Annotated in this window: 22 protein-coding genes; 11 read left to right on the top strand and 11 right to left on the bottom strand. The window is 69.8% G+C overall.

Annotation, left to right across the window (positions count from 1 at the left end; all coding sequences use genetic code 11):
- Positions 1-61 precede the first annotated feature (61 nt).
- Together BLR12_RS01000 and BLR12_RS24210 are read right to left on the bottom strand one after the other, a co-directional pair.
- Positions 62-1660, bottom strand: coding sequence for a flavin-containing monooxygenase (locus tag BLR12_RS01000; RefSeq protein ID WP_176832296.1), 1599 nt, complete (start codon positions 1658-1660; stop codon positions 62-64).
- Positions 1651-2496 (bottom strand): helix-turn-helix domain-containing protein, encoded by an 846-nt coding sequence (locus BLR12_RS24210; protein WP_176832295.1) that lies wholly within the window; start codon positions 2494-2496, stop codon positions 1651-1653. Before BLR12_RS24210 ends, BLR12_RS01000 begins: the two co-directional genes overlap by 10 nt.
- A gap of 297 nt (positions 2497-2793) precedes the next feature.
- Here BLR12_RS24210 and ychF point away from each other — a divergent pair, with 297 nt between their 5' ends.
- Entirely contained in the window at positions 2794-3867 is a 1074-nt protein-coding gene (gene ychF, locus BLR12_RS00990; RefSeq protein ID WP_091372278.1) for a redox-regulated ATPase YchF, read from the top strand.
- Between the two features lie 19 nt (positions 3868-3886).
- Here the strand turns inward: ychF and BLR12_RS00985 are convergent, their stop codons facing one another.
- Positions 3887-5041 carry a tyrosine-type recombinase/integrase gene (locus tag BLR12_RS00985; protein ID WP_091372276.1) on the bottom strand — a complete coding sequence of 385 codons (1155 nt, stop codon included), beginning with the start codon at positions 5039-5041 and terminating at the stop codon, positions 3887-3889.
- Between the two features lie 466 nt (positions 5042-5507).
- Here BLR12_RS00985 and BLR12_RS00980 point away from each other — a divergent pair, with 466 nt between their 5' ends.
- Both BLR12_RS00980 and BLR12_RS00975 read left to right on the top strand, forming a co-directional pair.
- Complete coding sequence (locus BLR12_RS00980; protein ID WP_091372273.1) at positions 5508-6419, top strand: IS5 family transposase; 912 nt, start codon at positions 5508-5510, stop codon at positions 6417-6419.
- Between the two features lie 29 nt (positions 6420-6448).
- A complete protein-coding gene (locus BLR12_RS00975; protein WP_091372270.1) occupies positions 6449-6700 on the top strand; it encodes a hypothetical protein in 252 nt (83 codons plus the stop codon).
- A gap of 84 nt (positions 6701-6784) precedes the next feature.
- Here BLR12_RS00975 and BLR12_RS00970 read toward each other — a convergent pair whose 3' ends face one another.
- The gene (locus BLR12_RS00970) at positions 6785-7339 is read right to left on the bottom strand and encodes a phosphoribosyltransferase family protein (RefSeq protein ID WP_255363222.1); all 555 of its coding nucleotides are present in this window, start codon (positions 7337-7339) and stop codon (positions 6785-6787) included.
- A gap of 1344 nt (positions 7340-8683) precedes the next feature.
- Here BLR12_RS00970 and BLR12_RS23835 point away from each other — a divergent pair.
- From BLR12_RS23835 to BLR12_RS00945, 6 genes are all read left to right on the top strand, one after another.
- Positions 8684-9457 carry a hypothetical protein gene (locus tag BLR12_RS23835; RefSeq protein WP_143018665.1) on the top strand — a complete coding sequence of 258 codons (774 nt, stop codon included), beginning with the start codon at positions 8684-8686 and terminating at the stop codon, positions 9455-9457.
- A 305-nt stretch (positions 9458-9762) separates the two neighbouring features.
- On the top strand, positions 9763-9960 hold the full coding sequence (locus BLR12_RS00965; protein ID WP_143018664.1) for a hypothetical protein: 198 nt from the start codon (positions 9763-9765) through the stop codon (positions 9958-9960).
- Between the two features lie 101 nt (positions 9961-10061).
- On the top strand, positions 10062-10922 hold the full coding sequence (locus BLR12_RS00960) for a helix-turn-helix domain-containing protein (protein WP_143018663.1): 861 nt from the start codon (positions 10062-10064) through the stop codon (positions 10920-10922).
- A complete protein-coding gene (locus BLR12_RS00955) occupies positions 10919-12076 on the top strand; it encodes a hypothetical protein (protein WP_091372259.1) in 1158 nt (385 codons plus the stop codon). The genes BLR12_RS00960 and BLR12_RS00955 overlap by 4 nt, the downstream gene beginning before the upstream one ends.
- 1138 nt (positions 12077-13214) lie before the next feature.
- Positions 13215-13907 carry a DUF433 domain-containing protein gene (locus BLR12_RS00950; RefSeq protein WP_091372256.1) on the top strand — a complete coding sequence of 231 codons (693 nt, stop codon included), beginning with the start codon at positions 13215-13217 and terminating at the stop codon, positions 13905-13907.
- Positions 13891-14331, top strand: a complete 441-nt coding sequence (locus BLR12_RS00945; RefSeq protein ID WP_255363221.1) for a PIN-like domain-containing protein — start codon at positions 13891-13893, stop codon at positions 14329-14331. Before BLR12_RS00950 ends, BLR12_RS00945 begins: the two co-directional genes overlap by 17 nt.
- Positions 14332-14362: 31 nt before the next feature.
- On the opposite strand, the gene BLR12_RS00940 is transcribed toward BLR12_RS00945, so the two are convergent.
- The 3 genes from BLR12_RS00940 to BLR12_RS00930 are packed head-to-tail and all read right to left on the bottom strand — an operon-like array spanning position 14363 to position 17111.
- On the bottom strand, positions 14363-15307 hold the full coding sequence (locus BLR12_RS00940; protein WP_143018662.1) for a PIN domain-containing protein: 945 nt from the start codon (positions 15305-15307) through the stop codon (positions 14363-14365).
- A 37-nt stretch (positions 15308-15344) separates the two neighbouring features.
- Positions 15345-16130 carry a hypothetical protein gene (locus BLR12_RS00935; RefSeq protein ID WP_091372249.1) on the bottom strand — a complete coding sequence of 262 codons (786 nt, stop codon included), beginning with the start codon at positions 16128-16130 and terminating at the stop codon, positions 15345-15347.
- Between the two features lie 3 nt (positions 16131-16133).
- On the bottom strand, positions 16134-17111 hold the full coding sequence (locus BLR12_RS00930) for a tyrosine-type recombinase/integrase (protein ID WP_176832294.1): 978 nt from the start codon (positions 17109-17111) through the stop codon (positions 16134-16136).
- 289 nt (positions 17112-17400) lie between these two features.
- Between BLR12_RS00930 and BLR12_RS00925 the strand changes: the two genes are divergently transcribed.
- Positions 17401-18120, top strand: coding sequence for a pPIWI-associating nuclease domain-containing protein (locus BLR12_RS00925; RefSeq protein WP_218120492.1), 720 nt, complete (start codon positions 17401-17403; stop codon positions 18118-18120).
- A gap of 183 nt (positions 18121-18303) precedes the next feature.
- On the opposite strand, the gene BLR12_RS24205 is transcribed toward BLR12_RS00925, so the two are convergent.
- From BLR12_RS24205 to BLR12_RS00910, 4 genes are all read right to left on the bottom strand, one after another.
- Entirely contained in the window at positions 18304-18447 is a 144-nt protein-coding gene (locus tag BLR12_RS24205; protein WP_176832293.1) for a hypothetical protein, read from the bottom strand.
- A gap of 935 nt (positions 18448-19382) precedes the next feature.
- Positions 19383-19889, bottom strand: a complete 507-nt coding sequence (locus tag BLR12_RS24960) for a class F sortase (RefSeq protein ID WP_255363292.1) — start codon at positions 19887-19889, stop codon at positions 19383-19385.
- Between the two features lie 367 nt (positions 19890-20256).
- Positions 20257-20700: a hypothetical protein gene (locus tag BLR12_RS00915; protein ID WP_091372237.1), complete on the bottom strand. Its 444-nt coding sequence runs from the start codon at positions 20698-20700 to the stop codon at positions 20257-20259.
- A gap of 419 nt (positions 20701-21119) precedes the next feature.
- A complete protein-coding gene (locus BLR12_RS00910; RefSeq protein WP_143018661.1) occupies positions 21120-22238 on the bottom strand; it encodes a DUF4236 domain-containing protein in 1119 nt (372 codons plus the stop codon).
- 147 nt (positions 22239-22385) lie between these two features.
- On the opposite strand from BLR12_RS00910, the gene BLR12_RS00905 reads away from it, so the two are divergent.
- The gene (locus tag BLR12_RS00905; RefSeq protein ID WP_091372232.1) at positions 22386-23621 is read left to right on the top strand and encodes a transposase; all 1236 of its coding nucleotides are present in this window, start codon (positions 22386-22388) and stop codon (positions 23619-23621) included.
- The last annotated feature ends 282 nt before the right edge of the window (positions 23622-23903 follow it).

The raw sequence follows: 23903 nt of genomic DNA, 5'->3' as shown, positions 1-23903 counted from the left end.
ACCGATCGGTGGTCGTCAGCGTGCGGGGTCGTCCGAGACCACGCGGCGCTCTGCGGTCAGATCACTCGGGATGCCGCTCCTGTCGTCGATCGAGCCGGCCGTCGGCGCCGTGCTCGGCCCCGGGCCGGTGCGGCGCGCCCAACGGGACCGCGTCCAGCTGGCCGGGCGTGACATCGTCGGGGGCGGTGCGCAGGGCGTAGGCCTCGGCGTCGAAGCGGCGCATCTGCCGGATGAACGTCGAGGTGTGCGTCGGCCACAGCGTGAAGTTGCGGCCGTGCTCGTCGCGGTACCAGGAGCGGCAGCCGCCGGCGTTCCACACCGTGTCGGTGAGCGCGGCCTGCAGCTGCGCGTCGTAGGCCTCCTGCGCCTCCCGGCGCACCTCGACCGCCCGGGCACCGCTGCGCTCCAGGGCCGTGAGCGCGGCGAGGACGTAGCGGATCTGCGCCTCGATCATGATCACGACCGACGTGTGGCCGAGGACGGTGTTGGGCCCCAGCAGCAGGAAGAGGTTCGGGAAGCCGGCGACCGTGGTGCCGCGGTGCGCCCGGACGCCGCCGTCGGCCCACTCCTCGTGCAGCGTGCGGCCCTCCCGGCCGGTGAGCCGGTGGGCCAGCGGGAGGTCCATCACGCGGAAGCCGGTGCCGTAGACGATCGCGTCGACCGGGTGCTCGGAGCCGTCGGCGGCGACCACCGAGTGCGCCCGCACCTCGACCACCGGCGAGGCGACGACCTCGACGTTGGGCCGGGCCAGCGCGGGCAGGTAGTCGTCGCTGACGATCACCCGCTTGCAGCCGATGGCGTAGTCCGGCGTGAGCCGCGCGCGCAGCTCCGGGTCGGGCACCTGCCGCTCCAGGTTGCTCAGCGACTGCCGCTCGAAGAGGGCGCGCAGCCAGCCGTTGCCGATGAGCGCGCGCAGCCGCGCCTCGCGGTCGAGGTACTGCACGCTGCGGGACAGCCGCTGCAGCACCGGCAGCCGCCGGAACCGGCGCCGCTCCCGGTCGGTGTAGGCGCGGTCGGCCCGCGGGATGACCCACGGCGGGGTGCGCTGGAAGACGACGACCTGGTCGGCGATCTCCTGCAGCTCGGGGACGAACTGGGCGGCCGAGGCGCCGGTGCCCACGACGGCGACGCGCTTGCCGGCGAGGTCGGCCGTGTGGTCCCACCGGGCGGAGTGGAACGACGGGCCCCGGAACCCGGCGGTCCCGGGGACCTCGGGCAGGTGCGGCTCGACCAGGCCGCCGCAGCCGCTGACGACGACGTCGGCGGTGAGCGGCCCGCGGCTGGTCTCCAGGCGCCAGACCAGCGCCTCGTCGTCCCACCACCCGGCGAGGACGTCGGTGTCGCAGTGCAGGTGCGGCAGCACGCCGTGCTCGGCCGCGACGCGCTCGAGGTAGCGGCGGATCTCCGGCTGGCGCGCGTAGACGTGCGACCAGTCCGGGTCCGGAGCGAACGAGAACGAGTAGAGGTGGCTGGGGACGTCGCAGGCCGCGCCCGGGTAGGTGTTGTCCCGCCAGGTGCCGCCGAGGCTGCTCGCCCGCTCGAGGACCACGAAGTCGGCGATGCCGTGCCGGCGCAGGGCGACCGCGGTGCCGATGCCGGAGAAGCCGCTGCCGACGACGGCCACCCGCGTGTGCGCGGGCAGCGGGGTGGTCACGGGCACCGGGGGAGGCCGAGGCCGCCGCGGTCGATCGGGCTGAGCCAGATCTCCGACAGGTAGCCGATCGAGCCGTCGTCCAGCCGTGCGCCGTACCAGAGACGGGAGTCCGCGAGCAGCGGGTTGGCGTCGTCGGCGGGGTCGCCGTCGTTGCCGTTCGTCGTCCGCTCGCCGGTGGTCTGGCAGACCACCTGCAGCCGGTCGCCGGTGTTCACGTCGGTGCCGGGGACGGCGCAGCCCCGCGGCCGGCAGGCGTTCTGCGGCACGGTGGAGAGGTAGGCGGGGGTGTCCTCGCGCGAGCCCAGGGCGCCGGCGGTGACCAGGTTCTGCACCGTGACGCCGACCGCCGTCTCGTCGGCCCCGCGCTGCCCGAGGACGATCGCGACGACGGCCGCGAGGACGACCGCCGCGGCACCGGCCAGCAGCAGGGCGCGCCGGGACCGGCGCGGCGGGGCCGGGGGGACGTCGGGCTGCGGGGCCGGTGCGGGCGGGGCCACCAGCACCGCCGCCGGCGCCTCTTCGGTGGCCGCATCCGTGTCCGTGTCCACGGGCACGGCGGCCGGGGCCGGGGTGCCCGCGGCGCCGGGGAGCGCGCGCCAGCGGGACTCCCACGCGTCGCCGTCCCCGCCGAGTGCGGTCACCAGGGCGAGCGTGACGTCGAGCGAGGGGCGGCACCGGCCGCTCATCGCCGACGAGAGCGTCGTGTCGCTGTACCCGGTGCGCCGCGCCAGGACGCCGAGGGTGGGGTTGCCCGCGCCCTCGCGCAACCGGCGCAGCTCCCGGGCGAACTCGGCCTCGGGGGAGACGTCGTCGTCCGGGATCGGTCGCTGCGGTCGCCCCACTGCCGTCTCCCCGCTGCCCGTGCCGGGTCCTGATTCCCGGCGTTGTTTTTCCGGAACCCGTCGGGCCGTCCGGAAAACGCAGGCAGACCGTATGAAAGAGGAGCAGCGGCGGCAACGCCCCGACGGGGGTGCGACCCCCCTGAGTCACAGGCGACCGGCGTGTCTCCCTGGTCGCCGCTCCCGGTCCACCGCTCGCCGCGCGTCTCGGGGGAACGCGGCGAGCGGTGCTCCCGCCGGTCTCCCCGCCTCGTGGACACGGGGCGGGGAGGCTGCGCGGCGCACGTAGGCTGGATCTCCGTGAGTCTCACCATCGGCATCGTCGGGCTGCCCAACGTCGGCAAGTCGACGCTGTTCAACGCGTTGACCAAGAACGACGTCCTGGCGGCGAACTACCCGTTCGCCACGATCGAGCCCAACGTCGGGGTGGTCGGCGTGCCCGACCCGCGGCTGGACACGCTCGCCACGCTGTTCTCCTCGCAGAAGACGATCCCGGCGACGGTGTCCTTCGTCGACATCGCCGGCATCGTGCGCGGTGCCAGCGAGGGGCAGGGGCTGGGCAACAAGTTCCTGGCCAACATCCGCGAGAGCGACGCGATCTGCCAGGTGATCCGGGTGTTCACCGACCCCGACGTGGTGCACGTCGAGGGCAAGGTCAGCCCGGCCGACGACATCGAGACGATCAACACGGAGCTCGTGCTGGCCGACATGCAGACGCTGGAGAAGGCGATCCCGCGCCTGGAGAAGGAGTCGCGCAAGGACAAGGAGCGCGCCGCGCTGCTGGCCGTCGCCCTCGACGCGCAGAAGGTGCTGGACGAGGGGAGGACGCTCTTCTCGGCCGGCGTCGACCCGGAACCGCTGCGCGAGCTCACCCTGCTGACCACCAAGCCGTTCCTCTACGTCTTCAACGTCGACGAGGAGGAGCTGGCGAACGAGGAGCTGATCGCCTCGCTGCGGGCGCTCGTGGCGCCGGCCGAGGCGATCCTCCTCGACGCCAAGATCGAGTCCGAGCTCATCGAGCTGCCGGCCGAGGAGGCCGCCGAGCTGCTGGCCGCGGTCGGGCAGGACGAGCCGGGCCTCGACCAGCTGGCGCGCGTCGGGTTCCGCACCCTGGGCCTGCAGACCTACCTGACCGCCGGCCCCAAGGAGGCCCGCGCCTGGACCATCCCGGTCGGGGCGACCGCCCCGCAGGCCGCCGGCGTCATTCACACCGACTTCCAGCGCGGCTTCATCAAGGCCGAGATCGTCTCCTTCGACCAGCTGGTCGAGGCCGGTTCGATGCAGGAGGCCAAGGCCCGCGGCTGGGTGCGCATGGAGGGCAAGGACTACGTCATGCAGGACGGCGACGTCGTGGAGTTCCGCTTCAACGTGTAGAGACGCGTAAACCCCCAGCTCAGCGGCCTACTGACCCCCGCCAGTCCACGTCCAGTCCACACGATTCTGCGAGCAAGGTCTGCGCGGCCGCCCGCGTGCGGTCCTCGGCGCTCGGCCAAAGGTGCGAGTAGGTCGACAGGGTGGTCGTCGCCGACGCGTGCCCGAGGGCCCGCTGCACGGTGACGACGTCGCAGCCAGAGGCGATCAGGCCCGAGGCGTAGAAGTGCCGGAGGTCGTGGAGTCGCAGCCCGGTGACCCCGGCAGCGGCAGTGGCGGTGCGCCACCGGTGGCCGACGGTGTTCTGGTGTGGCGGGTCCTGGCCGGCTCCGGTGAACAGCCAGCCACCGTCCGGGCAGTACGTGGCGACGTGCGCCGCCAGCATCTCGACCAGTCCGGACGCGAGGAAGACGACCCGCTCGCTGCCGTACTTGGGCAACCGGACCTCGACCGCACCGCGGCCGGCACGCTGCACCTGGCGTGCCACGGTCAGGGTGCGGCGCAGGAAGTCGACGTCTTCGACCCGGAGGCCGGCGGCCTCACCAAGCCGGAGGCCGGCGAATGCGCAGAGCGCGACGAAGGGGCGGAAAGCGTCCTCGGCGGCCTCGAGGACGGAGCCGACCTGGGCCGCGGTGGGCAGCGTCATGGCGGCGCTGGCCCGCCGGCGCCGGGGGAGTGCGACACCGACGCTGGGATCGCTCGAGATCAGCTTGTCCGCAACGGCGCCGCGGATGACGGCGCGCACGTTGTTGACCCGGGTGTGCACGGTCCCGGGCGCCAGTCCGCGGCTCACCATGCCCTTCACCCAGCCCTCGACGTGGGATCGGCGTAGCGACCGCAGCGGCACGTCGGCGAAGGGCACGGAGTCCGAGGCGAGCTTCATGGCCAGGACCGTGCCCGGGGCCCAGACCTGCCGGTTGGACCAGTCGGCGTAGAACTCCGCGAAGGTGAGACGGCCGGCGCCGGGGTCGACGTACGTGCCCCGCGCGATATGCGCGGTCTGATCGTCCAGCCAGCGCTGCGCGTCCCGCTTGAGCGCGAAGGCCTTCATCACCTGACGGCCCGACGGGTCACGGAACTGGGGCCGGTAGCGCAGACCCTTGCCGTCCAGCTTCGTGGGCACCAGACGGCCGGTGACCGGGTCCTTGCGACGCCATCGGTCCTGGATGCTGGCCATCGTCCTGTCCTCCACGCTCGGATGTCTGCACGCCGCGGCACTGCGTGGCCAACGTAGTGCTGCGATCTGACGTCGTGCGGCGTTGACTTGGACCTCAGTCGGCTCAGGCGTAGCACTGCCGGCTGTGTCGTGCGCCGACGGCGAGAGCGCCTGCCGCACGGGACGTGACCCCTTCCACCGGCGCAGTGGGGACCGAGGACCTGCCGCTCGATCGTTGCCGGCAGTCTCCAGTTCTCCTCCAGTCAGCCGGCAGCTCGAGCGAGACGGGAACTGGAAAAGGACTGCAGAAGCGTCGGCACCTGGCGGGTAGGGCGGGCGGCCAGCTCTTCGCTCGCCCATAGCGGCCCACCTAGGCCGTGTTTGAGAAGTCGGCGGAAGCGCTGAGCGGGCGTGTTCGTGCCGGGAAGTAGGCGAGGTCTCCGGTAGAGGGATCAACGACCAAGAAGACCCTCACCACGGAGACCTCGTGGACGGCACCCTACCGGCCGGTGCCCGCCACGACCTGACCGACGAGCAGTGGCTGATCCTGGCGGCACTGCTCCCGGTCAGGCCACGGACGGGCCGCCCTCGCCGCTGGACGTTGCGGCAGCTGATCAACGGCATCCGATTCCGCACCCGCACCGGCTGTCCCTGGCGGGACGTGCCCGAGCGCTACGGCACCTGGCAATGCGTCTACGGCCTGTTCCGCGCCTGGCAGCTGGCCGGACGGTGGACCGCCATCGAAACCGCGCTGCAGACGGTGGCCGACGAGCTCGGGTTGATCGACTGGACGGTGTCGGTGGACTCCACCGTCAACCGGGCGCACCAGCACGCCGCTGGCGCCCGCCGCCATCCCGACCAGCAGGTCCAGCCACCGGCCGGCGAGCCGGTCGATCACGCGTTGGGTCGCTCCCGCGGCGGGTGGACGACCAAAGTGCACCTGGCCGTCGAGGCCGGCCGCAAGCCGCTGGCCACGGTGCTCACGGCCGGCCAGGCCGCCGACAGCCCGCAGTTCACGGTGGTGCTGGGCCGCATCCGGGTACCGCGCCGATCCGGGCCCGGACGGCCCCGGACCCGACCGGACCGGGTGCTGGCCGATCGGGCCTACGCCAGCCGCGGCAACCGCGCCTACCTGCGCCGACGCGGCATCCCGGCGACCATCCCGACCAAGGTCGACCAGCTGGCCCACCGCCGCGCGAAGGGCTCGGCCGGCGGCCGACCACCCTCCTTCGACCGGGATCACTACAAGCAACGGCACGCCGTCGAGTGCGGGATCAACCGGCACAAGCAGAACCGCGCCTTCGCCACCCGGTACGACAAGCTCGCCGTCCGCTACGACGCCACCATCGAGATCACCAACATCAACATCTGGCTGCGGGACTTATCAAACAGGGCCTAGGGACAGCGCACCGCCCTACGCTTCCACCCGTGGCGTCCGGCGAATACAAGATCAAGCTGTCTCGTGACGTTGGGCTGGTCCTGTTCGAGTGGCTGGTGCAGCACCACGAGGAGGACTGGGCAGGCGTGCCCTTTACGCACCCAGGTGAACTCGGCGCTCTGGCTCTTCTCACGGGCGCGCTAGAGAAGACCATGGTCGAGAGCTTCGATCCTCGTTACAACGAGTTGCTTTCCGCTGCCCGCGACCGCCTGGCCCCAGAGATAGAGCCAGGACAGGAGTAGCTCGGCCCCGTCGCGAGGAGCGGTTCATTTGTTTCTCTGAAACTGCCTTCTGTCCCAGAGCGGCCCACCAGGGGACAGTGCGTTCTACTGCAGTTCGCGGACGTGCAGGAGCGACCGGAGCTGTAGCTGTCGGCGGATGCGGCTGTCCGTTAGGCCGTCGACGATCACGACCGCACCGCACCAGGTCGCCCCCGCCGCCTCGACCAGGGCGCGACTCGCCAGCGCTTGGCCGCCCGTCTCGATCCAGTCGTCGACGAGAGCGACCCGGTCGCCCGCCTGGAGCAGGACACGTCGAAAACCGAGAGGAAGATTCCGGTCGCGGTAGTCCGGCGGCGTTGTGCGAATGAGCCACGCATCGCTGTCCACCAGCGGTTTCGGGTCCTTCCGCACTTCGACCAAGCCGATCCCCAGCTCCAAGGCCACGAGGGCACCCAGCATGGCACCCCTCGACTGCGGGCCTAGGACAACGGTCGGTTGCGAGGGGGAGATGAGTGCGGCCAGCGCAGGGCCAAGTTCAGCCAGCAGGGTGGCATCTCGCCACCATCCCGTGATGTCCGCCAGGAACCGATCGTCCGTGCGGTCCCCCCGCCAGGCGAACCCGGCCCTGAGACGTTCGCGGACATCCTCGACATCGGTCACCTTGGCATCCTGACTGGTCCCGATGGGTTGGACCGGATGCCACTCCAAGCACGGTGGGCAGCGGGGGGAGGGGTGTCCCATAGGCCGCCTTCAGGGCGAACCTCGGTCCTGATTAGGGCCGGGACGTCCGCGGCTCGAGGACCCAGAACTGACCCGGGATGCACGGCTGCTTGCGGTAATCGATGAAACCTGGACTTGAGCTGCGGTTTCGGCGTTGGGCGCTGCTGGTCAGCGACGACCAAAGCTGGCTGAGTTGCGGACTTGCTGCGGACTCTGCGGACTGAGGGGCGTGCTCCTCGGACCCACCCCAGGCGCCCTCAGGAAGGCCAGGCAGCCGCTCCACAGCCGGCCGAGGATGCCGGCTGCGGCGGGTCGCCGGAAGGGCGCTGCGCGTCCCTGCGGGATGGGCCTCCGGCCCACCCTTCCCTCGGCCCGCAACAGCCGGATCGAAGCCGGTTATCAGGAGCGGCGAGGAGTATGTGGACGGGCATCGGGACATGGGCGGTTGACCAGCCTCCCCGGCAACCACAGCTAGCGCTGCACGCGCCAGAGACTCACGCTCGCCGGTGCTCCCCCGTTCATGACTCCCCGCCCTCCCGACCGGCCTCGCCGCCGGCTCAAGCATCGTCTTTTAAGCGGTCAGCCGCTGCGACCTCCGGCGTGTCCCTAAAGGCGGCCTCAGGGACACGACTGGCGCACTCAGCATCCAGGAGGGACGCCATCCGTTGCAGCGCAGCTTGTAGAGGGTCGGGTGCGCCCCTCGCTCGCGCCATGGCTGACCTGCTAGGTCATGGAGACATCGGCGCCAAACGACCCCTAGTGGGCGCTCTCGCCACATGCGCCACTTGAGTCAGCACACGCAGCAAGATGAAGGGAACTGCCTCGTCGTGCCCTAGATGGAGATCTAGAGTCGTGTCCGTGTTTGGTGAGACAGTAGTCGCTGCAGGTGACGGGGCGTGCACGGTTGTACGGTGCGGTTGCTGGTCCTCGCTAGGCGTCGGCCCGTGTGAGATTGCAATTCTGGATTGCGGCGCTTACCGCGCTTCGTCCGCTGGAGTAGCGAAGCGTCTGTTGGGCGTGCTTGGCTCCAACCTGCCTCGAGTCGGCGCGGTCATCGTGTCCCACTTCGACGTCGATCACTGGGCCGGATTCATCAGCCTGGCACCTAGATTGGGGCACAGGTCGCAGGGGCAACCTCTTCGGCTCTATTACCCTGGCCTTCCAGAGCGCAGCCGCGCACTTCCAACGGTTCTTCTGGCATTGACTCTCACAGCGACTGGCACACATGTAGCTGCCCTGGATCTGCGCCGCGTCTTGAGTGCGGCGGGTCGCGATGTCATTGGTATGCCGTTGTTCGCGGGCGAGCAACAGGTCGTCGTCGGCCACCGCTCCTTCGATGTCTTTTGGCCACCACGCCAGCTTGACATCAGGACCGCGCGACGCCTTCAGCGAGCCGTCGACGCGGTCCACACTCTCGCGGACGGTATGGACCGTGACGGATATCCGGACCTGCGCCGCAACCTCGACGAGGCCTACCGGGCGGACGTCTTTAAGACTGGGGGTGCAGGAGATTCAATTGACGCCGCCGAGCCAAGAGCCCGCGCCGAGCAGCCTGGGGAGTTCGAGGAGCAGTTCGTCTTACTGGAAGACGACTCGGAGATCGCGTTAGACGTGGTTCATGATACAGAGCTGGATTCCGGCTCCAATCCGGATCCTGAGGAGCGCAGTGGGGACTGTCCAGCACACGGAGACCCCAGGAACTTCGAGGTCCCACCCGAATGGGAGTCTGAGTACCGAGCCGCTTTGCTCTCGGGGCGACGAGCGAGCAACGACGTCTCACTCATCTTGGGCGAGGATGATGGGCGCTTTGCTGCATTCGGAGACGCGCGTTGGGGCATCCAGAAGTTCGCATCGGTCTACATGAAGTCCTCATACGAAGTACTGCTCGCGCCACATCATGGGACCTACCGTGTGCCTCTTGAACTGCCGCGTGCGCATATCTGTGTATCTCAAGCAGGGCGAGGGCACGTCGAGAACTGGTCTCGGCATAGAAGCACGCACGGGCAGTGGGAGCGTTGCATTAACACACAACATGTCGGGACGGTCAGTATCAGGTAAGCGACCCGGTTGCCCCTCGATGTGGCCGTAGAGCTGTCTCCAGCCAGGGCCGGCCCTTGCGTGTCCCATAGTCGGCCGCTTAGAGACATGGAGCCCGCGTCAGGACCCCTGTCGGCGTTGGTGCCGGCCGGCGTCCGGTCACACGCCGATGCGGACGCCGGCCGGCCTGCCGCGACGCTAGCCACGACCTGAGCCGGTCGCGACACGGCGCGACTCACCATCTCGGGTAGTCGCTAATCAGCAACCCCCTAGGTAGGTTCTTACTTGTCCGGCAAAGAGCCGCACAGGAAGGGGAAGGGGTGAACATGGACAAGGTCGTGAAGCAGATCATGAAGGCCCTGGGCAACCAGGGTTCCGAGGTCGTCGAGGCCAAGAGCGGGCGCCTGATGGTGAACCGCGAGGGTCAGTACGTCGGCACCCTCGCCGCCCGCTACAAGAGCGGACGCGGTCTCGCCACCGGCCTGGCGCCGCCGAGGCAGGCCGGGTTCACCTGGCCGCCGTAGCCAGGTGAGGTGGGGCCGGGGGCACACGAATTGCCCCCGGTCCCGTCCCGGCCTCCATGTTCCCCCTCCCCGGACCTCCGCACAGACCCGAGGACACCCGCATGGATTACAACGCCCGAGTCGAGCTCGACTCGCGCGACTTCGACGAGAGCGCCGTCGACGTCCTCATGGACGTCCTGGAGCCCTACGACGGCACCGTCGCCCGCGCCATCCACGGCGGCCGCATCGAGCTGATCTTCACCCTGCCCGCCGGAAGCCTCCGCCAGGCCGCCGGCAGCGCGCTGGCGATCGCCGCGACCGCCGGACACAAGCCCTACGCCGTCGAGGTGCTGCCCACCGACGAGTTCCACCGCCGCGTCAACGCCGCCCCAGTGCCCGAGCTGATGTCGGTCACCCAGGCCGCCGACGCCCTCGGAGTCTCCCGGCAGCGAGTGCTGCAGCTGGCCCGCAACGGCCAGCTCGACGCCGTCAAGGTCGGCGATACCTGGGTCATCCCGCGGACCGCGGCCGCCACCCGCGGGGAGCAGACCGGCCTGCGGTTCACCGGCCTCGTCCTCCCGGTCGGCGTCGCCTCCAACCTCAACCAGGTCATCGACGACGACGCGATCGACGTGCACGGCCCACTGCTGGTGCATGACGACCGCGGCCGCCTGATCGGCCAGGCCAACACCGTCCGCCGCGAGGCCGCTGGCTGGACCGTCGTCGGCGTCGTCCGCGGCCTCACCCCCGGCGAGTACTCGATCATCCCCCAGGTCGAGGGCCGCGTCTGGAACGACAGCAGCGACGTCCGCCGCCTCGTCCGCGGCCAGCTACACAGCCTCACCGTCGTTACCGGTCCTGGCCGGGAGTCGGGCTTCCCGCAGGCCCGGGTCACGATCGAGGTGAGCGACAGGCGTGCGACGCTCACCCTGCCGACCGACCAGCCGGTCCAGGGTCAGGTCGAGATGGTGAGCTTTCCGTGAGCGACGACTCCTCGAGCAACCAGGGCGCCAGTCCGCGCATCCCCCACGCCTACGGGCGCGGCACCTTCGGGTGGCGCGGCAGCGCCACGGCCGTTGCCGGGGTGACAGCCACAGCCACAGCCACCGTGGGCACGGTCTGGGCGGGCGCCGCATCCCCCGTCGACTCGGCGTCCCTCATCGCCTCCGCGCGACGGCATGCCGCGCGCGGCATGCGAGCGCGCGGCGCAGGCGCAGGCGAGCACGACGACGCGTCGCTGCAGCTCGGCATCATGCTCGAGCACCTCGCCAAGGCCTACCTCGCGAGCCTCCATCCCACGCTGCTCCTCGAGAGGAACTTCGACTTCTTCTCCCTCGTGCGGCTGGCCGGCCAGGGGCAGGGTGTCAAGCCGGGACATGTCCTCAGGACCGTCGGGATGCACGAGGCGCTGGTGCGGGTCGGCACGGTGCGGGCGACCGGCAACGAGGACGCCGGCAGGGCGTTCGCCAAGCGCTTCGGCGTCGTGCTTCAGGCGCGCAACGGGGTTGCCCACATCGGCGAAGAGGGCGGCGTCGCGGACCAGGTGGCGCAGCTGGCCGTGCAGGGCGCAGATGAGATCCTGACGATGATGGGTCAGTCGCTCAGCGACCTGTTCGGCGACTACACGGACGCGGCCGAGGCTCTGCGGAACGAGCACGCCACGAAGGTGCACCAATTCGTGACGCTGCTCGTGGCCCGTGCGAAGGACGCTTTCCGCGAGCGGTTTGCCGACCTCGGTGAGGAGCAGAACGCGGAGCTCGCGAGGCTGGACAGGCAGCTCGTCGCGCAACTTGCGACGACCCGAGACAGGATCGCCGTCAGGTGCCCGGCCTGCCACCGGCAGGGCATCCTCAGCGGGTCTCCTGACTTGATCTTCGAGGATGTCGACGCCTACGTCGACGAGCACGGCGTGCGCCACCGGGACGTCGTGGGCGCCACCGCCGTGCTGTTCGCCGACACGTTCCGGTGCCCGGTCTGCGGACTGCGCTTGCGCGGGCAGGAGGAGCTCGAGGAGGCGGACCTGTCGACTGCCCTCGAGATTGGCCCAGCAGTGCTGGAGGACTTCGAGGACTACGAGGACTACGACGCCGACGAGGAGGAGTACGTCCCCGATGGTGGGCCGGACGATCTCCTGTGACCGGGGCCGGTGTCGACGATGCGGAGTGGGCGCTGGGGCGAGACGTCGTCCGCATCCGGCGCCGCGGCGGCTGGACGACGGCCGACGAAGTGTCGGACCCGCCTGCCGCGATTGGGAGTCGAGACCTCGGCGACCGACCGCTGAGCGACCCGGGGTTCTCGCTGTCCAGGGCCGGCACCGCCCCGAGAGCACCCACGCCCCGGGGGCGCGCAGCGCCGACCCGATGCCGCAGGCATCCCTACCCACACCGTTGCTGCTGAGCCGGTGTCGCCTGCGCACCCCCGGGGCCCTACACCTGGACTCCGCGCTGCTGACCGCGGAAAGCGCTAAGACGGATGAAGCCGCAGCCGCCGGTCGGGGCGACGACTGAACAGCGCGCTACTCCTGGCCGACCTAGGGCCTGGCCAGGGGCAGCGCGGCACCTCACGCCCCGGGGGAAGCAACCCCGCTGCTGACTGTCCCTTGGTGGGCCGCTTGGGGACAGAAACGCCACAGAGGCGTTGCTGTAGTCGCCCCGGGCCGCGTTCCCCGCCGCCGCCATGCAACCGACCGCCCGACCTGCGCGGCGTAGTCCGCCCCGTCGCGCGGAGGCCTCTGAGGTCGACATCGTCTTGTCGGGCTGGCCTGAGCACTCTGGGCCACGCTGCGCGTGCCGCCGGCTGCGCCGGCGTCACAGCCGCCTGCGGCGGGCTGTGCTCGTTGGCCCCCCACCCGTCCGGCAGCTCAGCGTAGGGGCCGTCCGCGCCGTCTCCTCAGCGGACGAAGATCCTTCCGCCCTTTGGGCGCTTCACTGCGGAAGCAGTCTTGGTCCACTCGTTCCCTGCTGCCGCTGCCGACTCCTGAGCAGAGCTCTTTGCCGGACGGGCCGGGGAAATGGGTGGCAAGGACGTCCCATCCGTGCTTCCTTCCGGTCCGGCGTCGGGCTTCGGTTCCGGGGAGAGCGTGAGATGACCAGCAAGGTCGCACGATTGACGCTGCAACCGAGGTGGGCGGCGGAGGAGCCGTTCGGCTCAAGGACGCTCTGACCAGCGCCGATCAGGGATGCAACGTCCAGCTTGCGCCTTGATGCAAGACTGCGCCACGGTCATAGACGTCCAGATGTTCCGGACGTCCGGTACGACGAGGGAAGGAGGAACTGATGGCCACGTTCCATGACCGGCGCTTCACGGTGCCGCTCTACTCGATCACCGAGGCTGCCCAGTACCTCGGTGTCCCTCGCGCGACGCTGAAGACCTGGGTCGACGGCTACGTGCGTCACCCCGAAGGTCGCACTGTCATCGGCAAGCCGCTGGTCACCGCGGCGGCTCAGACCCTCCCCGGCTACCCGCGTCTTCCCTTCGTCGGCTTCGCAGAGGCCTACGTCCTCAACGCCTTCCGCTCTGCTGGCGTCCCGCTCCAGCGCATCCGTGCGTCACTCGATGCCCTGATCCGTGAGGTTGGTCCCTACGCACTGGCGAGCGAGAAGCTCAGCACTGACGGCGCCGAGGTCCTGTGGGACGCAGCCAAGCACATGGGTGAAGACGGCAGCGTGCGTCGCCTGGTTGTCCCGCGCTCAGGCCAGATCGTCTTCACTGAGGTCGTCGAGAGCTTCCTTCGTGAGATCAGCTTCGATGCTGGCTACGCGGGCCTCATCCACCTGCGCCAGTACAAGGGCGCAGACGTCGTGATGGACCCGGACCGCAGCTACGGGCATCCGATCTTCGATCGCGCTGGTGTCGAGGTCGAGAACGTGCTTGGTCGCATCCGGGCCGGTGAACCCCTCGAGGTGACGGCCAAGGACTTCGGCCTCCGCGTCACCGAGCTGCGCGCGGCCCTTGCCGTCAGCGCGTAAGCGGCCGCCGGAGGACCAGCTCCTACCGATCCACCGCGAGACGATCTTCGTCGACCGAAGCCTCGGTGCCTCCATCGTGCCCGAGGCACTGCGCGCGGCGGGCCTGACGGTCGTCACCATGCGGGAGCACTACGGCGAAGCCGCCGGAGCGCGCACCGCCGACGTCGACTGGATCGCCGACGTGGGGCACCGCGGCTGGGTCGCGTTCCACAAGGACGACAACATCCGGCGCAAGGCCGAGGAGATCGCAGCTGTCGAGGCGCACAGCTTGCGCATGTTCGTCATCACCAACGCGAACCTCACCGGCGCTGCCATGGCTCAGCGCTACGTCGTCAACCTGGCGCGCATCTCGCGAGCAGCACGCAAGGCAGGGCCGTTCATTTACGGCGTCTACGACGACGAGCTGAAGCGCCTGCACCCGTAGCGCGGTCGACTCCCCGGGCACTTCAGAATGCTCAGGTGTCGAGGAAGTCCCACTCGGACCCGAGGACCCATCGCAACGTCGACAGCTTTCCGTTGAGCATGCCCCACCCGAAGTCGTCGTAGGGCGGAAGCTCGCCGGCCTCGTACTGCTGCTCGATGCGCCGGCGGGCGCTCTCGCCCACTGGCTCCATGTAGTTGATCGACCGCTGGTACCAGATCAGATCGAAGAAGCGCTGCTCCGCGGCCAAGATCTCGTCCAAGGAGCGAGGTTCCTCGCGGAGGTCGAACTCCTCGAGCAGCTCGTCGAACTCGTCAGGAAAGTGCAACGTCAGCGCGGCGCTCAGGCTCGTCAGGTAGTGCGACCGCAAGCCGTCGAAGTACGGAGCGAAGTCGGGATGGGGCAACCGTGTGTCGCCATCGACGGTGGAGAAGTCCTTGGTGTTGTGGGTGACGAAGCAGTAGCGATCGGCTGGGTCGGTGGTCTCTGCCTTCACGACAGAGGCGTACATCTCCATGAGCAGGGCATCGGCGACACTATTTTTGTCTCGGTGGAACGGTGCGCGCTTCGTGATCGCTCGCTCGACAGTGCGAGCCTGGTCGTCCGGCGACGGTTCGATGCGCTGGCCTTGCTGTAGCAGCGCCTCGATCTGGTCGAAGTTGCGTGTCGCCATCTGCAAGATCATCGGCTCTCGCAGGACCACGTTGTCGAGCTCGTCGAGGGCAGCCTGGCGTCCCGCTCCGCGTCCGTGGTCCTCGATTGCTCGGCGTGCTCGCCGAAGCTGCGCCGCAGTGCTGCGGGTCATGTCGGTTGCTACGCGGGTCCGGTTGCGCTGGAACTCGTCGAGCACGAGTTGGGGAACGAGCAGTTCGATGCGCTGCTCGTGTTCGAGCACTCCAAGCGTCGTGATCAACGCCTCGCCCTGCAGGTCCTTAGCCAGGTCCAGCCAAGCCGAGGTGTCAACCAGAAGTCTGAGCATCACGTTGGACGGTAGTGCTCTGTCGGTCGATCCTCCGTCAGGACTTGACTGAGGTGGGCAGCTCGACTGCCGCACGTTCGGAACGCGAGAAGTGGGCAGCCAGGCGAGTCATCTTGGCGAGGTACGCCGCCGCCATCTGCAGGTGTGTGTAGGCGGTGTCGTGGTCGACTTGGGCGCCGGTTGGGTGCCCTGCAGCGTTGCGGGTGATCCGCAGCAGGTCGGTTACGGCGTCGAGGGTGAGCGGGTCCGCCAAGCCTTCGGGGACTTGGTGGCGGTGGGACTCCAGCAGCTTGCGCAGCTCCTCAAAGCGGGCGTTCTGTGACGCCCGTGGGTTCCCGATGGCCTTGCGGAGCTTCTCGGCGGTGGGCCCGAAGAAGGCCGCCGCAGTGGCCGTGAGCTCGTTAACGACCTGCTCGGACGCGACGCCGAGCATGACCGAAGACGCGAGGAAGCACTGAGCGTTGAAGGCTCGAAGGGCTTCCTCGAGGTAGACCAGCGCGCGCGGGTCGATGCCCGGTTCGGTGCGGCGAAGCCGGCGGAGGTAACCGTCGGGGTCGTGCGGCTCCCAGCGTCCCTGCGTTGCTACCTGGATGCCTCGCTGGCTTGGGCGCCAACGCCAGTTGTCCGTACTCGAGCTCTGGCCGGCCTTGTCGAGGTAGATCAGTCCGTCGCCCACGAGTCCCCAGAGGGCCTCGAAGACCTCGGTCCGGGGGCTTCGGGTTGCAGTCGTGACCTGCTGCACCAGGTACGCGTCACCGAAGCGGTTCTCGGCTTGTGACGTCACGAGGTGCTGAAGGATGTGCTCACGCAGGTTGACTGTCACGGGTCAGCTGCCCTCGGCGAGCGCCGCGGCGATCGCGTAGTTGGGCGAGCGGTCGTTCTGGTTGCGCTTGGCGATGTAGCGCCGGGTGGTGCGCGGGTCCGCGTGGCCCAGGCCGTCTTGGATGTCCTGCAGCGGCACGCGCAGCCGGTCGGCCTCGGTCGCCCATGCGTGGCGCAGGCTGTGCGGTGTCACGCCGGCGGGGAGCTTCGCTGCCTTGGTGAGTCGCTCGAGCTGCTCGTAGGCGCTCTTGTACGGGTAGCGGCTCGTGCCGTCGGACGCGAGGAAGATCGGGCCCGAGGAACGCTGGTCGATGTAAGCCTCGAGCGCGCGGACTGCCTGGGGCGGGACCACAGCGCGGGCGGTTCTGCCGCCCTTGCGCGTCACCTTGATGACGCGATGGCCATGGTCATGACCGAAGTCGCGCACGTCGGTGCCGAGTGCTTCGGAGATGCGAAGACCCACTGACGTGAGCAGCAGCACCAGCGCCGCCGAGCGGGGCGAGTGGTTGGTGGCCGCCGTGATCAGGGCGCGTACCTGGTCGGTGGTCAGCCCGACGGCCTGGGACTCCTCAGAGACTCGCGGTCGGCGCATGGACGCGACGGGGGAGTGGGTGAGGACTTCGGCGGCGATGCCGTGGTCGTAGAAGCTGGACAGCGCCGAGAGGCGCCGGGCGACCGATGCAGCCGCTGCTGGTCGACCAGTGCGCGGCTGAGGGGTGGTCGTCAGGTGTCGGACCCAGGCGTCGACGTGATGACGTTCGGCGGCGAACGGGTGGACGCCGAGGCCGGCGCACCACGCCGCCCACGCCTCGAGGTCGCGGCGGTAGACCGTTGCGGTGCGGGTTGGGTAGGAGACGAGCCACGCTGCCGCCAGGCGCGTGAGCGGGTCGTCGGCCGCGGTGCCCGGCAGCCGGTCGAGAGGCTCGGCGCGCACGGTGGGGACCGGAGCGGCGATGTCGACGGCAAGAGGCACCAAGGTCACGCCGGCGACGCTAGCGAGGGGCTGTGACAGCAAGCTCCCTCACAGCAAGCATGCGGCTCGTCGCAAACTGTCACACCCCCGATCTACCCTCGCTGGCGGGAGGTAACGATCATGGTTCGCAGACTGACGCCCGCGCAGGCCAGAAGCCAGCTTCGCCAGGCCCAAGCCAAGCAGCGCCAGGCAATCAGCAAGGTCAACACGGCGATCAACAACTACAACGCCGGGGTGCGCAAGGTCCAGCGTGCCGTCGACAATTTACAACCGCGAGGCTCGAGCTCACGACGCTCGCGTGCGGCAGAACCGGTCCCGGCTGCGCGCTGAGATCGCTCGCCTGCAGAGCCAGTCCTCACGGGTGCGGTACCAGGAGGTTCGGACCTCGGCGGTCGCGTTGCACGAGACCTACCTCCGTGCCGACGCTGACTTCGACGCCGGCTTCCTCGGCGGGCACAGCGCGAGCCTGCTGGACCTCGCTGAGGGGGAGGCGGCCAACAGTGCACGGGTCGCCAATGCGCTGCTCGGCGAAGGCGACGCCACCGTCGAGGTGGACAGCACCTCCATCACCGACGAGCTGAGCTCTCTGTCAGGTGATCTTGACAGTCGTTGGCGCGGTGCGCTCTACGCCCTGAACCCGCAGAACCCCGACGCCGCCCGGCACTTCTGCACCAGCTCGCGGGAGGTGCTGGTGCAGATGCTCGAGATCAAGGCGCCCGACGCCGCAGTGCTGCAGGCCAACCCGCAGTGCCAGAGGACTCCGCAGGGGCAGCCCCTGCGACGCGAGAAGATCAATTACCTCCTTGCCCTCAACGGCGAGAGCTCGGCGAGTCTTGGAGAATTCATCGACGAGGACGTGAACGACGTCATGAACCTCTTCCGCGTGTTCAACGACGGGACCCACGGTGACGCAGGCACCTTCGACCTGCCGGCGCTGCGCGCCATCAAGGGCCGTGTCGAAGGCGCGATCGGGTTCCTGTCCCAGGTGATCAGGGGAGCCGCGCCACAGCCCGCATAGGACCCGGGCGCAGACCGGTTGCCGCGGTGCTCCGTGGTCACAGCGACAGATGGGCGGCTGAACACACCGTGCAAGAAGTCCCGCAGGAGATCGAGCAGGACGGGCCGGACGACGGCCAGGGCTTGGTCGAGCGGGGCGCCTGCTATGGGCATGTTCAAGGGCGGTCGTCCGTTGCTATGGACGTCACCTCGGTCCACGGTGTCGCAGCAGGTCGACGACGAGCGCCGCCAGCACGGCAGTGGTGATGGCGATCGTGGTCTCGGTAGGAACGAGAACCGCCATTGCTACGGCTCCGAGGACGACGACGAGGGTGAGGACAGCCTGCACGGGGACTCCCTGTGTGGGTGACGGGTCATGACACCGCTCTCTTGGTTGGCAGCCGGTGGGAGCGGTGTCGTGGCTTCCCTCTCCTCAACGACCGTGCTGTGCCACCGTGTTACATCTGTCGGCTCCCAGGATGAATCGGTGCCGCCGGGGGTTCCATGGGCGCCGGTGCTCCGCCGTCGCCCGGTTCGCCGAGCTGCGAGCGCAGGCCAAGCACAGCGCGTCGTCGCTGCCGCCTGGCGAACACGCCCCTGCAGCCCCTTCAGGGATACCCCCGCGCCCCGGCCGCACAGACCCGCAGAAAATGTCCTCTATCTGCGGGGCTGGGAGGACGGACCTCGCTGCTCTCAGCCGGCAAGTAAGGTCGGTCCTCGTAACCATTAGGTGAGAGGCGCTGACCATCAACGCGCGGGAGCCGGTGTCTCTCGCGCGGTGGTGTGTGCAGACCCTCGGCTGGAACTTGGTGAACCCTGCTCCGGCCGGCGTCGGAGTCCGGTCGCCCGACGGGCAGTCGCCGTCTCTACTTCGTTCGCGTAGACGACCCAGAACTGACCCGGGGTCCACGGCTATGTGTGGTGAACGACGGGACTTGGGCCTGAGCTGCGATTTCATGGTTGAGCGCCGTTGGCCGGCGATGACCGATGTTGGCTGAGTTGCGGACTTTCTGCGGACCTCTGCGGACTATCTGCGGACTGAGACGGCGTGATTCGCGGGCCCCACCCCAGTCGTCCTGAGGAGCCAGGCAACCGCTCCACAGCCGGCCGAAGGTGCCGGCTGCAGGAAGCGGCCAGGAGTGTGTGGATGGGCGTCGGAGGCCTACGTCTGCGCGGAAGGGGGTGTTGGACTCCCGCTCATCAACCGACCGCGGCCGCCGTGCTGGCCTGTGGAGGGCTACGACGCCGACGACCGATGCGACACGGTTAGCAGGCGCGCTGTGTCTAGCCGACCGTTGCCAGGCTGGCGAACACGATGATGTTGCTCTGGTAGTCCCCCGTGTCTTCGTCGAACGCTCCGCCGCAGGTGATCAAGCGGAGACCGGCGTGGTCGATGTCGCCGTAGACCTCCTCGGTCGGGAAGTCGTCCTTGGGGTGCTTCTCGACGCGGTCGACGCGGAAGGTCGCGACGGTGCCATCGGCGCGGTCGACGACGACGGTGTCCCCGGGACGCAGCTCCCGTAGCCCGTAGAAGGCGCCCGGTTCGCCCTCCCAGTCGACGTGGCCGGCGAGGACAGCGGGCCCGAGCTCACCGGGTGTGGGGCTGCCGTCATACCAGCCGACGGGATAGGCGCCCTGCGGAACCTCCATGGAGCCGTCCCGCTCCAGGCCGAGCTCCATGATGCGAGAAGTGACTCCGAGGGCCGGTATGTGGACCCGACCGGGCGTACTGGCCGACAGCTGCCGCGCAGTGGCCGCCAGACTCGCCGATCCAGCAAGAGGCGCGGGCATGTCTGGCGTCGCGGTGACCGGCGGGGCGACCACGGCGAGAGGAACGTCGAGTCGGACGGGGTCGCTCGTGTCCTGAGGCAGGACGACGACCGCAGCGATCCCCGCGGCGGCGAGTACCGCGGAGGTGGCCGCCCAGACACGGGCGGCGCGGGGCCGGGCCGTCCGGACAGCGGGGCGACCGGGCTGTCCGTAGCGGGTGACCCGGGGCGGCCGGGCGAGCAGGGCCTCGAGCTCGGCGTCGGCGTCCGAAGTCAGTGCTGGAGGTATTGGCGGGGGGTATGCCCCGACGATGCGCACCGCACCACCCGCCCCGGCCACTGAGGGACCGGGGTGGGTGGTGCGTGCGCGATGGTGCACGTCCCGACGGTCAGACGGTCGCGCGGGAGCTGCGCCGCGCAGCGAACGCGGCCCCACCGGCCGCGGTCAGCGCGACGCCGCCCAGGACGTAGGGAAGCGCGCTGGCCTCGCCACCGGAGGAGCTGCCGTCGCCGGCGGCCACGGCCCCCGCCGGACGGCTGGTCACCTGGCTCGTGGTACCGGGGGTCACCTGGCTCGTGGTGCCGAGGGCCATGGCGCTGGTGACGGTCCCCGGGCTGGCGATGTAGTCGTGGTCCTCGCAGGCCTGGGCGTCGTTGTCGCGGTCCAGCTGGTTCGGGTCGCTCGGGTTGGCGTTGTAGACAGCCTGGGCGTCCGCCTGCGAGACGAAGTCCGGGCAGTTGTAGGTGTCGGCGGCGTGGGCCGTGCCAGAGACGCCGAGGGACAGAGCAGCGGTGAAGAGGACACCGGCAGCAGCAGTGGTACGACAACGCATGATTGGCTCCAGAGTCTGCGGGGCGAGGCGACTGTCGCCCTCACAGGTAAGGTTTCACAGCGTTACCGATACTCCACGTTCCGCTCATGCCTAGGTTCGGCCCCCGGGTTAGCGCTTCTCGCCAGGTCAGCTCGCATAGACCCCACGGGTCCCACCTGTTGCCCGTCTGCGTGAATGACTGAAGACCGCGCCCCCACATTGCGGCACAGGTACCTCGGCCAGCGGTGCGACCGCGGGCACAGGTCCCGGTGGGTGCTGTGTCCCTGCGTGGGCCGCTCAGGTGACCACGGCACTGCCATGCCCCCGAAGGACAACGCTCGAGGAGGCTCCACTGCCCTGGTCGACGGGCGTCGGGCGGCCCTGCCCAAAGCCGCGGTACGGCATCTGCGCGTCCTTGGCGAAGCCCGGTCACAACTCAATCAATCGGAGACGAGATCCTCGATGTCGACGACCTCCAGCAGCTGCTGGATCTCCGGTTGCGAGTCCAGGTTCAGCGGTGCCAGTTCCTTGCCGCCGCGCAGCTTGACGAGGAGCTCGGTGGCGGTGTCCTGCGCGACCGTGGCGGCGTCGGCGGTGGCCCAGGCGACACCTTGTAGGGCTTGTCGGGTCCACGTGCCGGCCAGCAGGCATTCGAGCTTGGGTTGGCCGTAGGCGTCGGCGCCGGCGTGACGCAGGAAGATGAGCCGCACCCGCTGGATACCCGGAGCGACCGCGAGGACTTCCTTGATGGTCACCAGGGCGTGCCCCATCACGGCCTGGGTGTAGAGGGCGGCGCGTTCGCCCTTGGGGACCTTGCGGAGGCTCAGGTTGCCGCTGGCGGTCGTGCCCGGCATCCGCTCCGGGACGATGTCCTCGCTGGGCGCCAGGACGACGAGAGACAGCTCGTCGCCGTCGACGCCGAGGGGTGCGGCGGCGGCCTCGTTGTCCTCGAACGCCTCGGCAAGTGTGCCGATGACGGCGTCCGGTTCGTTGCGCAGCAGCGCCGCCCACCAGGCGTCCAGCTGGGCCTGGTAGTCGGCTTGCATGCGCTGCACCTCGGCCCAGCGGGCCTGCAGCTCCGCCTCCGCCGCGCGGTCGGCCCGTTCCTGGGCGGCGGCACGCTCCCGCCGCCGCAGCAGCCCGATGCCGGCGAGGGCGGCCTTGCGGTGGTGAGCACGGATCGCGTCCGCGTCGGGTGCCGGGGCTGGCGGTGCCACAGGTGGCTGAGCCGGCTGAAAAGCCTCGCGATGGATGTCCAGCAGGCCCTGGAACAGCCCGGCGAGCCGTTGCGCCTCCTCCGCCTTCGCCGCGGCGGCCGAGCTCGCGGCCAGCTGGCGCTGGTAGGAGCCCGCCGAGGGACGGCGCGTCGTGGTGGACCGTCGTCCGCGGTTCCCGCCGCCCAGGGTCGTGTAGTAGCCCACGGGGCCGACGCCGGTGGAGAACCCGGTGCGCCCACCGCCCACGTGCAACCGAGCGGCCCGCGGGCCGATGCTCGTGCGGACGCCACGGCTGGACGCACGCACCCGGACACCTGGCGCGATTTTGATCGAGAAGCCCATGTCTTGCACCCCCGTGACTCCTGAGCAGAATGCACGACACTCAGTCGCAGGGCCATCAGCCAAATGCGAGAGCGACAGCTGATAGCCGTTGACCCGCCCTCTGCGGAAGCGTCGTCCTGACGTTGCTGTGGAGGGCGGGAGGCCGTTGTGGGACTGCTGCATGAGGCGTTGCCGGCGTCGACGCTGGTGATCGCAATCGATCCGGGCAAGGTCAGCAACCGGGTGTGGCTGAGCTCCAGTGCGGCCGGAATGGTCGTTGAGCCGCTGTCTTTGCCGGTGCTTCGTCCCGGCCTGGAAGCACTGCAGCGGCTGGTTCTCGAGCATTCGGATGGAAGCAACCCGGTGTTCGCCATCGAGGCGACCGGAGGTCTGCATCAGGTCTGGGTCCGCGAGCTTGACCAGCGGTTTCCTGGGTCGGTGCGGCTGTTCGCGCCGTCGGAGACCACCGCCGCCCGCGCGCAGCTGGGCTCTCGCCGGTTCAAGACCGACGACCGGGACTGCGCCGCGCTGACCTACCTGGCCCGCCAGGGGCAAGGGCGGGTCGTCACCGATCGGGTCGATGACGCTCTGGCCGCCGCGGTGCGTCACCGCCGGGGCCTGGTCGCCGAACGCAAGGTCGCTCAGCAGCGGCTGCACGACCAGCTGCATGCCCTGTGCCCGGGACTGTCCGCGCCGGTCGGGCACGGCCGGGCGCTGAAGCTGGAGGGCGTCATCGGGCAGGCGGTGTTGGACTGCGCGGTCGCCTTCGTCGGTCGACCACCCTCGGTCCGGTCGCTGCGCTCGCGGGCGCCTGGCCGGGTCCTCGACTCGGAGGCGCAGTTTTGGGTCGACCGGTGGCGGAGCTGCCTGCGGCCGCCGGCCGACGCGCCGGCCAGGGCCGCCCGGCTGGGCCGCGGCCTGGCCCGCTGGCGGGCGCTGGCCGCCGACATCACCGCCGTCGACGGCGACCTCACCGGCCTGCTGGCCGGCACCGACGGGCAGATCCTGACCACGCTGCCCGGCGTGGCCACCAGCCGGGCAGCCGCGTTTGCCGCGTTCAGCCTGCCCATCGCCCGCTTTCCCAGCGCCGAGCATCGCTACTCGGCCACCGGCCTGGCCCCGGCCAGCTACCAGTCGGCCAGCCTTCATCGACGCGGCCGCATCTCCCGCCAGGGGCTGCCCGAACACCGCGACGCCCTGATGAACCTGGCCTGGGGCCTCTCCCAGCACTGCGGTGTCTTCATCGAGCGCCACGACGAGCTGCGCGCCCGAGGCATGCGCCCGATCCAGGCCCGGGTCGCCCTCGCCCGCCACGCCTGCCGGCTGGCCTACACGCTGCTGCGGACCCAACAACCCTTCGACGAACAGCGCTACCGTCGAGCCCGGCACCAGAGCGAGCGGTGACGGCTGCGACAGCTATGCCGCACCACGGCGCAACCTAGCTTGCCGCCCGCTCGCCCTGGGGCCGCCTACGGCGCACACGAAAGCCAGCCGCTCGATGGCGTCTGATCAGCCTGCCGAACCTGGCCCCACCGCCGGACCCGACCACCGCGCTGCACCCTACGGCCGGACGCAGAGGCGCCCGGCCCGATGGCTCCTGCCCGCTACCGGGCTTGACTGCTGAGGCGAAAGCTAGGACGCGCGAGGACAAGAGCGCCGAGCACGGGCTTCCACGCGACGGCATCG

Origin of the sequence: Geodermatophilus sp. DSM 45219, assembly GCF_900104025.1 — a bacterium.
Lineage (GTDB): Bacteria > Actinomycetota > Actinomycetes > Mycobacteriales > Geodermatophilaceae > Geodermatophilus.
Note: the sequence above shows the minus strand (reverse complement) of the source record. Positions and strands in the feature narration are given on the sequence as shown.

Excerpts from the sequence above, each read along its gene's own strand:
- BLR12_RS00985 (WP_091372276.1), bottom strand. The coding sequence starts at position 5,041 with ATGGCCAGCATCCAGGACCGATGGCGTCGCAAGGACCCGGTCACCGGC.
- BLR12_RS23835 (WP_143018665.1), top strand. The coding sequence starts at position 8,684 with ATGCCGTTGTTCGCGGGCGAGCAACAGGTCGTCGTCGGCCACCGCTCC.
- BLR12_RS00965 (WP_143018664.1), top strand. The coding sequence starts at position 9,763 with ATGGACAAGGTCGTGAAGCAGATCATGAAGGCCCTGGGCAACCAGGGT.
- BLR12_RS00960 (WP_143018663.1), top strand. The coding sequence starts at position 10,062 with ATGGATTACAACGCCCGAGTCGAGCTCGACTCGCGCGACTTCGACGAG.
- BLR12_RS00950 (WP_091372256.1), top strand. The coding sequence starts at position 13,215 with ATGGCCACGTTCCATGACCGGCGCTTCACGGTGCCGCTCTACTCGATC.
- BLR12_RS00940 (WP_143018662.1), bottom strand. The coding sequence starts at position 15,307 with ATGCTCAGACTTCTGGTTGACACCTCGGCTTGGCTGGACCTGGCTAAG.
- BLR12_RS24960 (WP_255363292.1), bottom strand. The coding sequence starts at position 19,889 with ATGCCCGCGCCTCTTGCTGGATCGGCGAGTCTGGCGGCCACTGCGCGG.
- BLR12_RS00915 (WP_091372237.1), bottom strand. The coding sequence starts at position 20,700 with ATGCGTTGTCGTACCACTGCTGCTGCCGGTGTCCTCTTCACCGCTGCT.
- BLR12_RS00910 (WP_143018661.1), bottom strand. The coding sequence starts at position 22,238 with ATGGGCTTCTCGATCAAAATCGCGCCAGGTGTCCGGGTGCGTGCGTCC.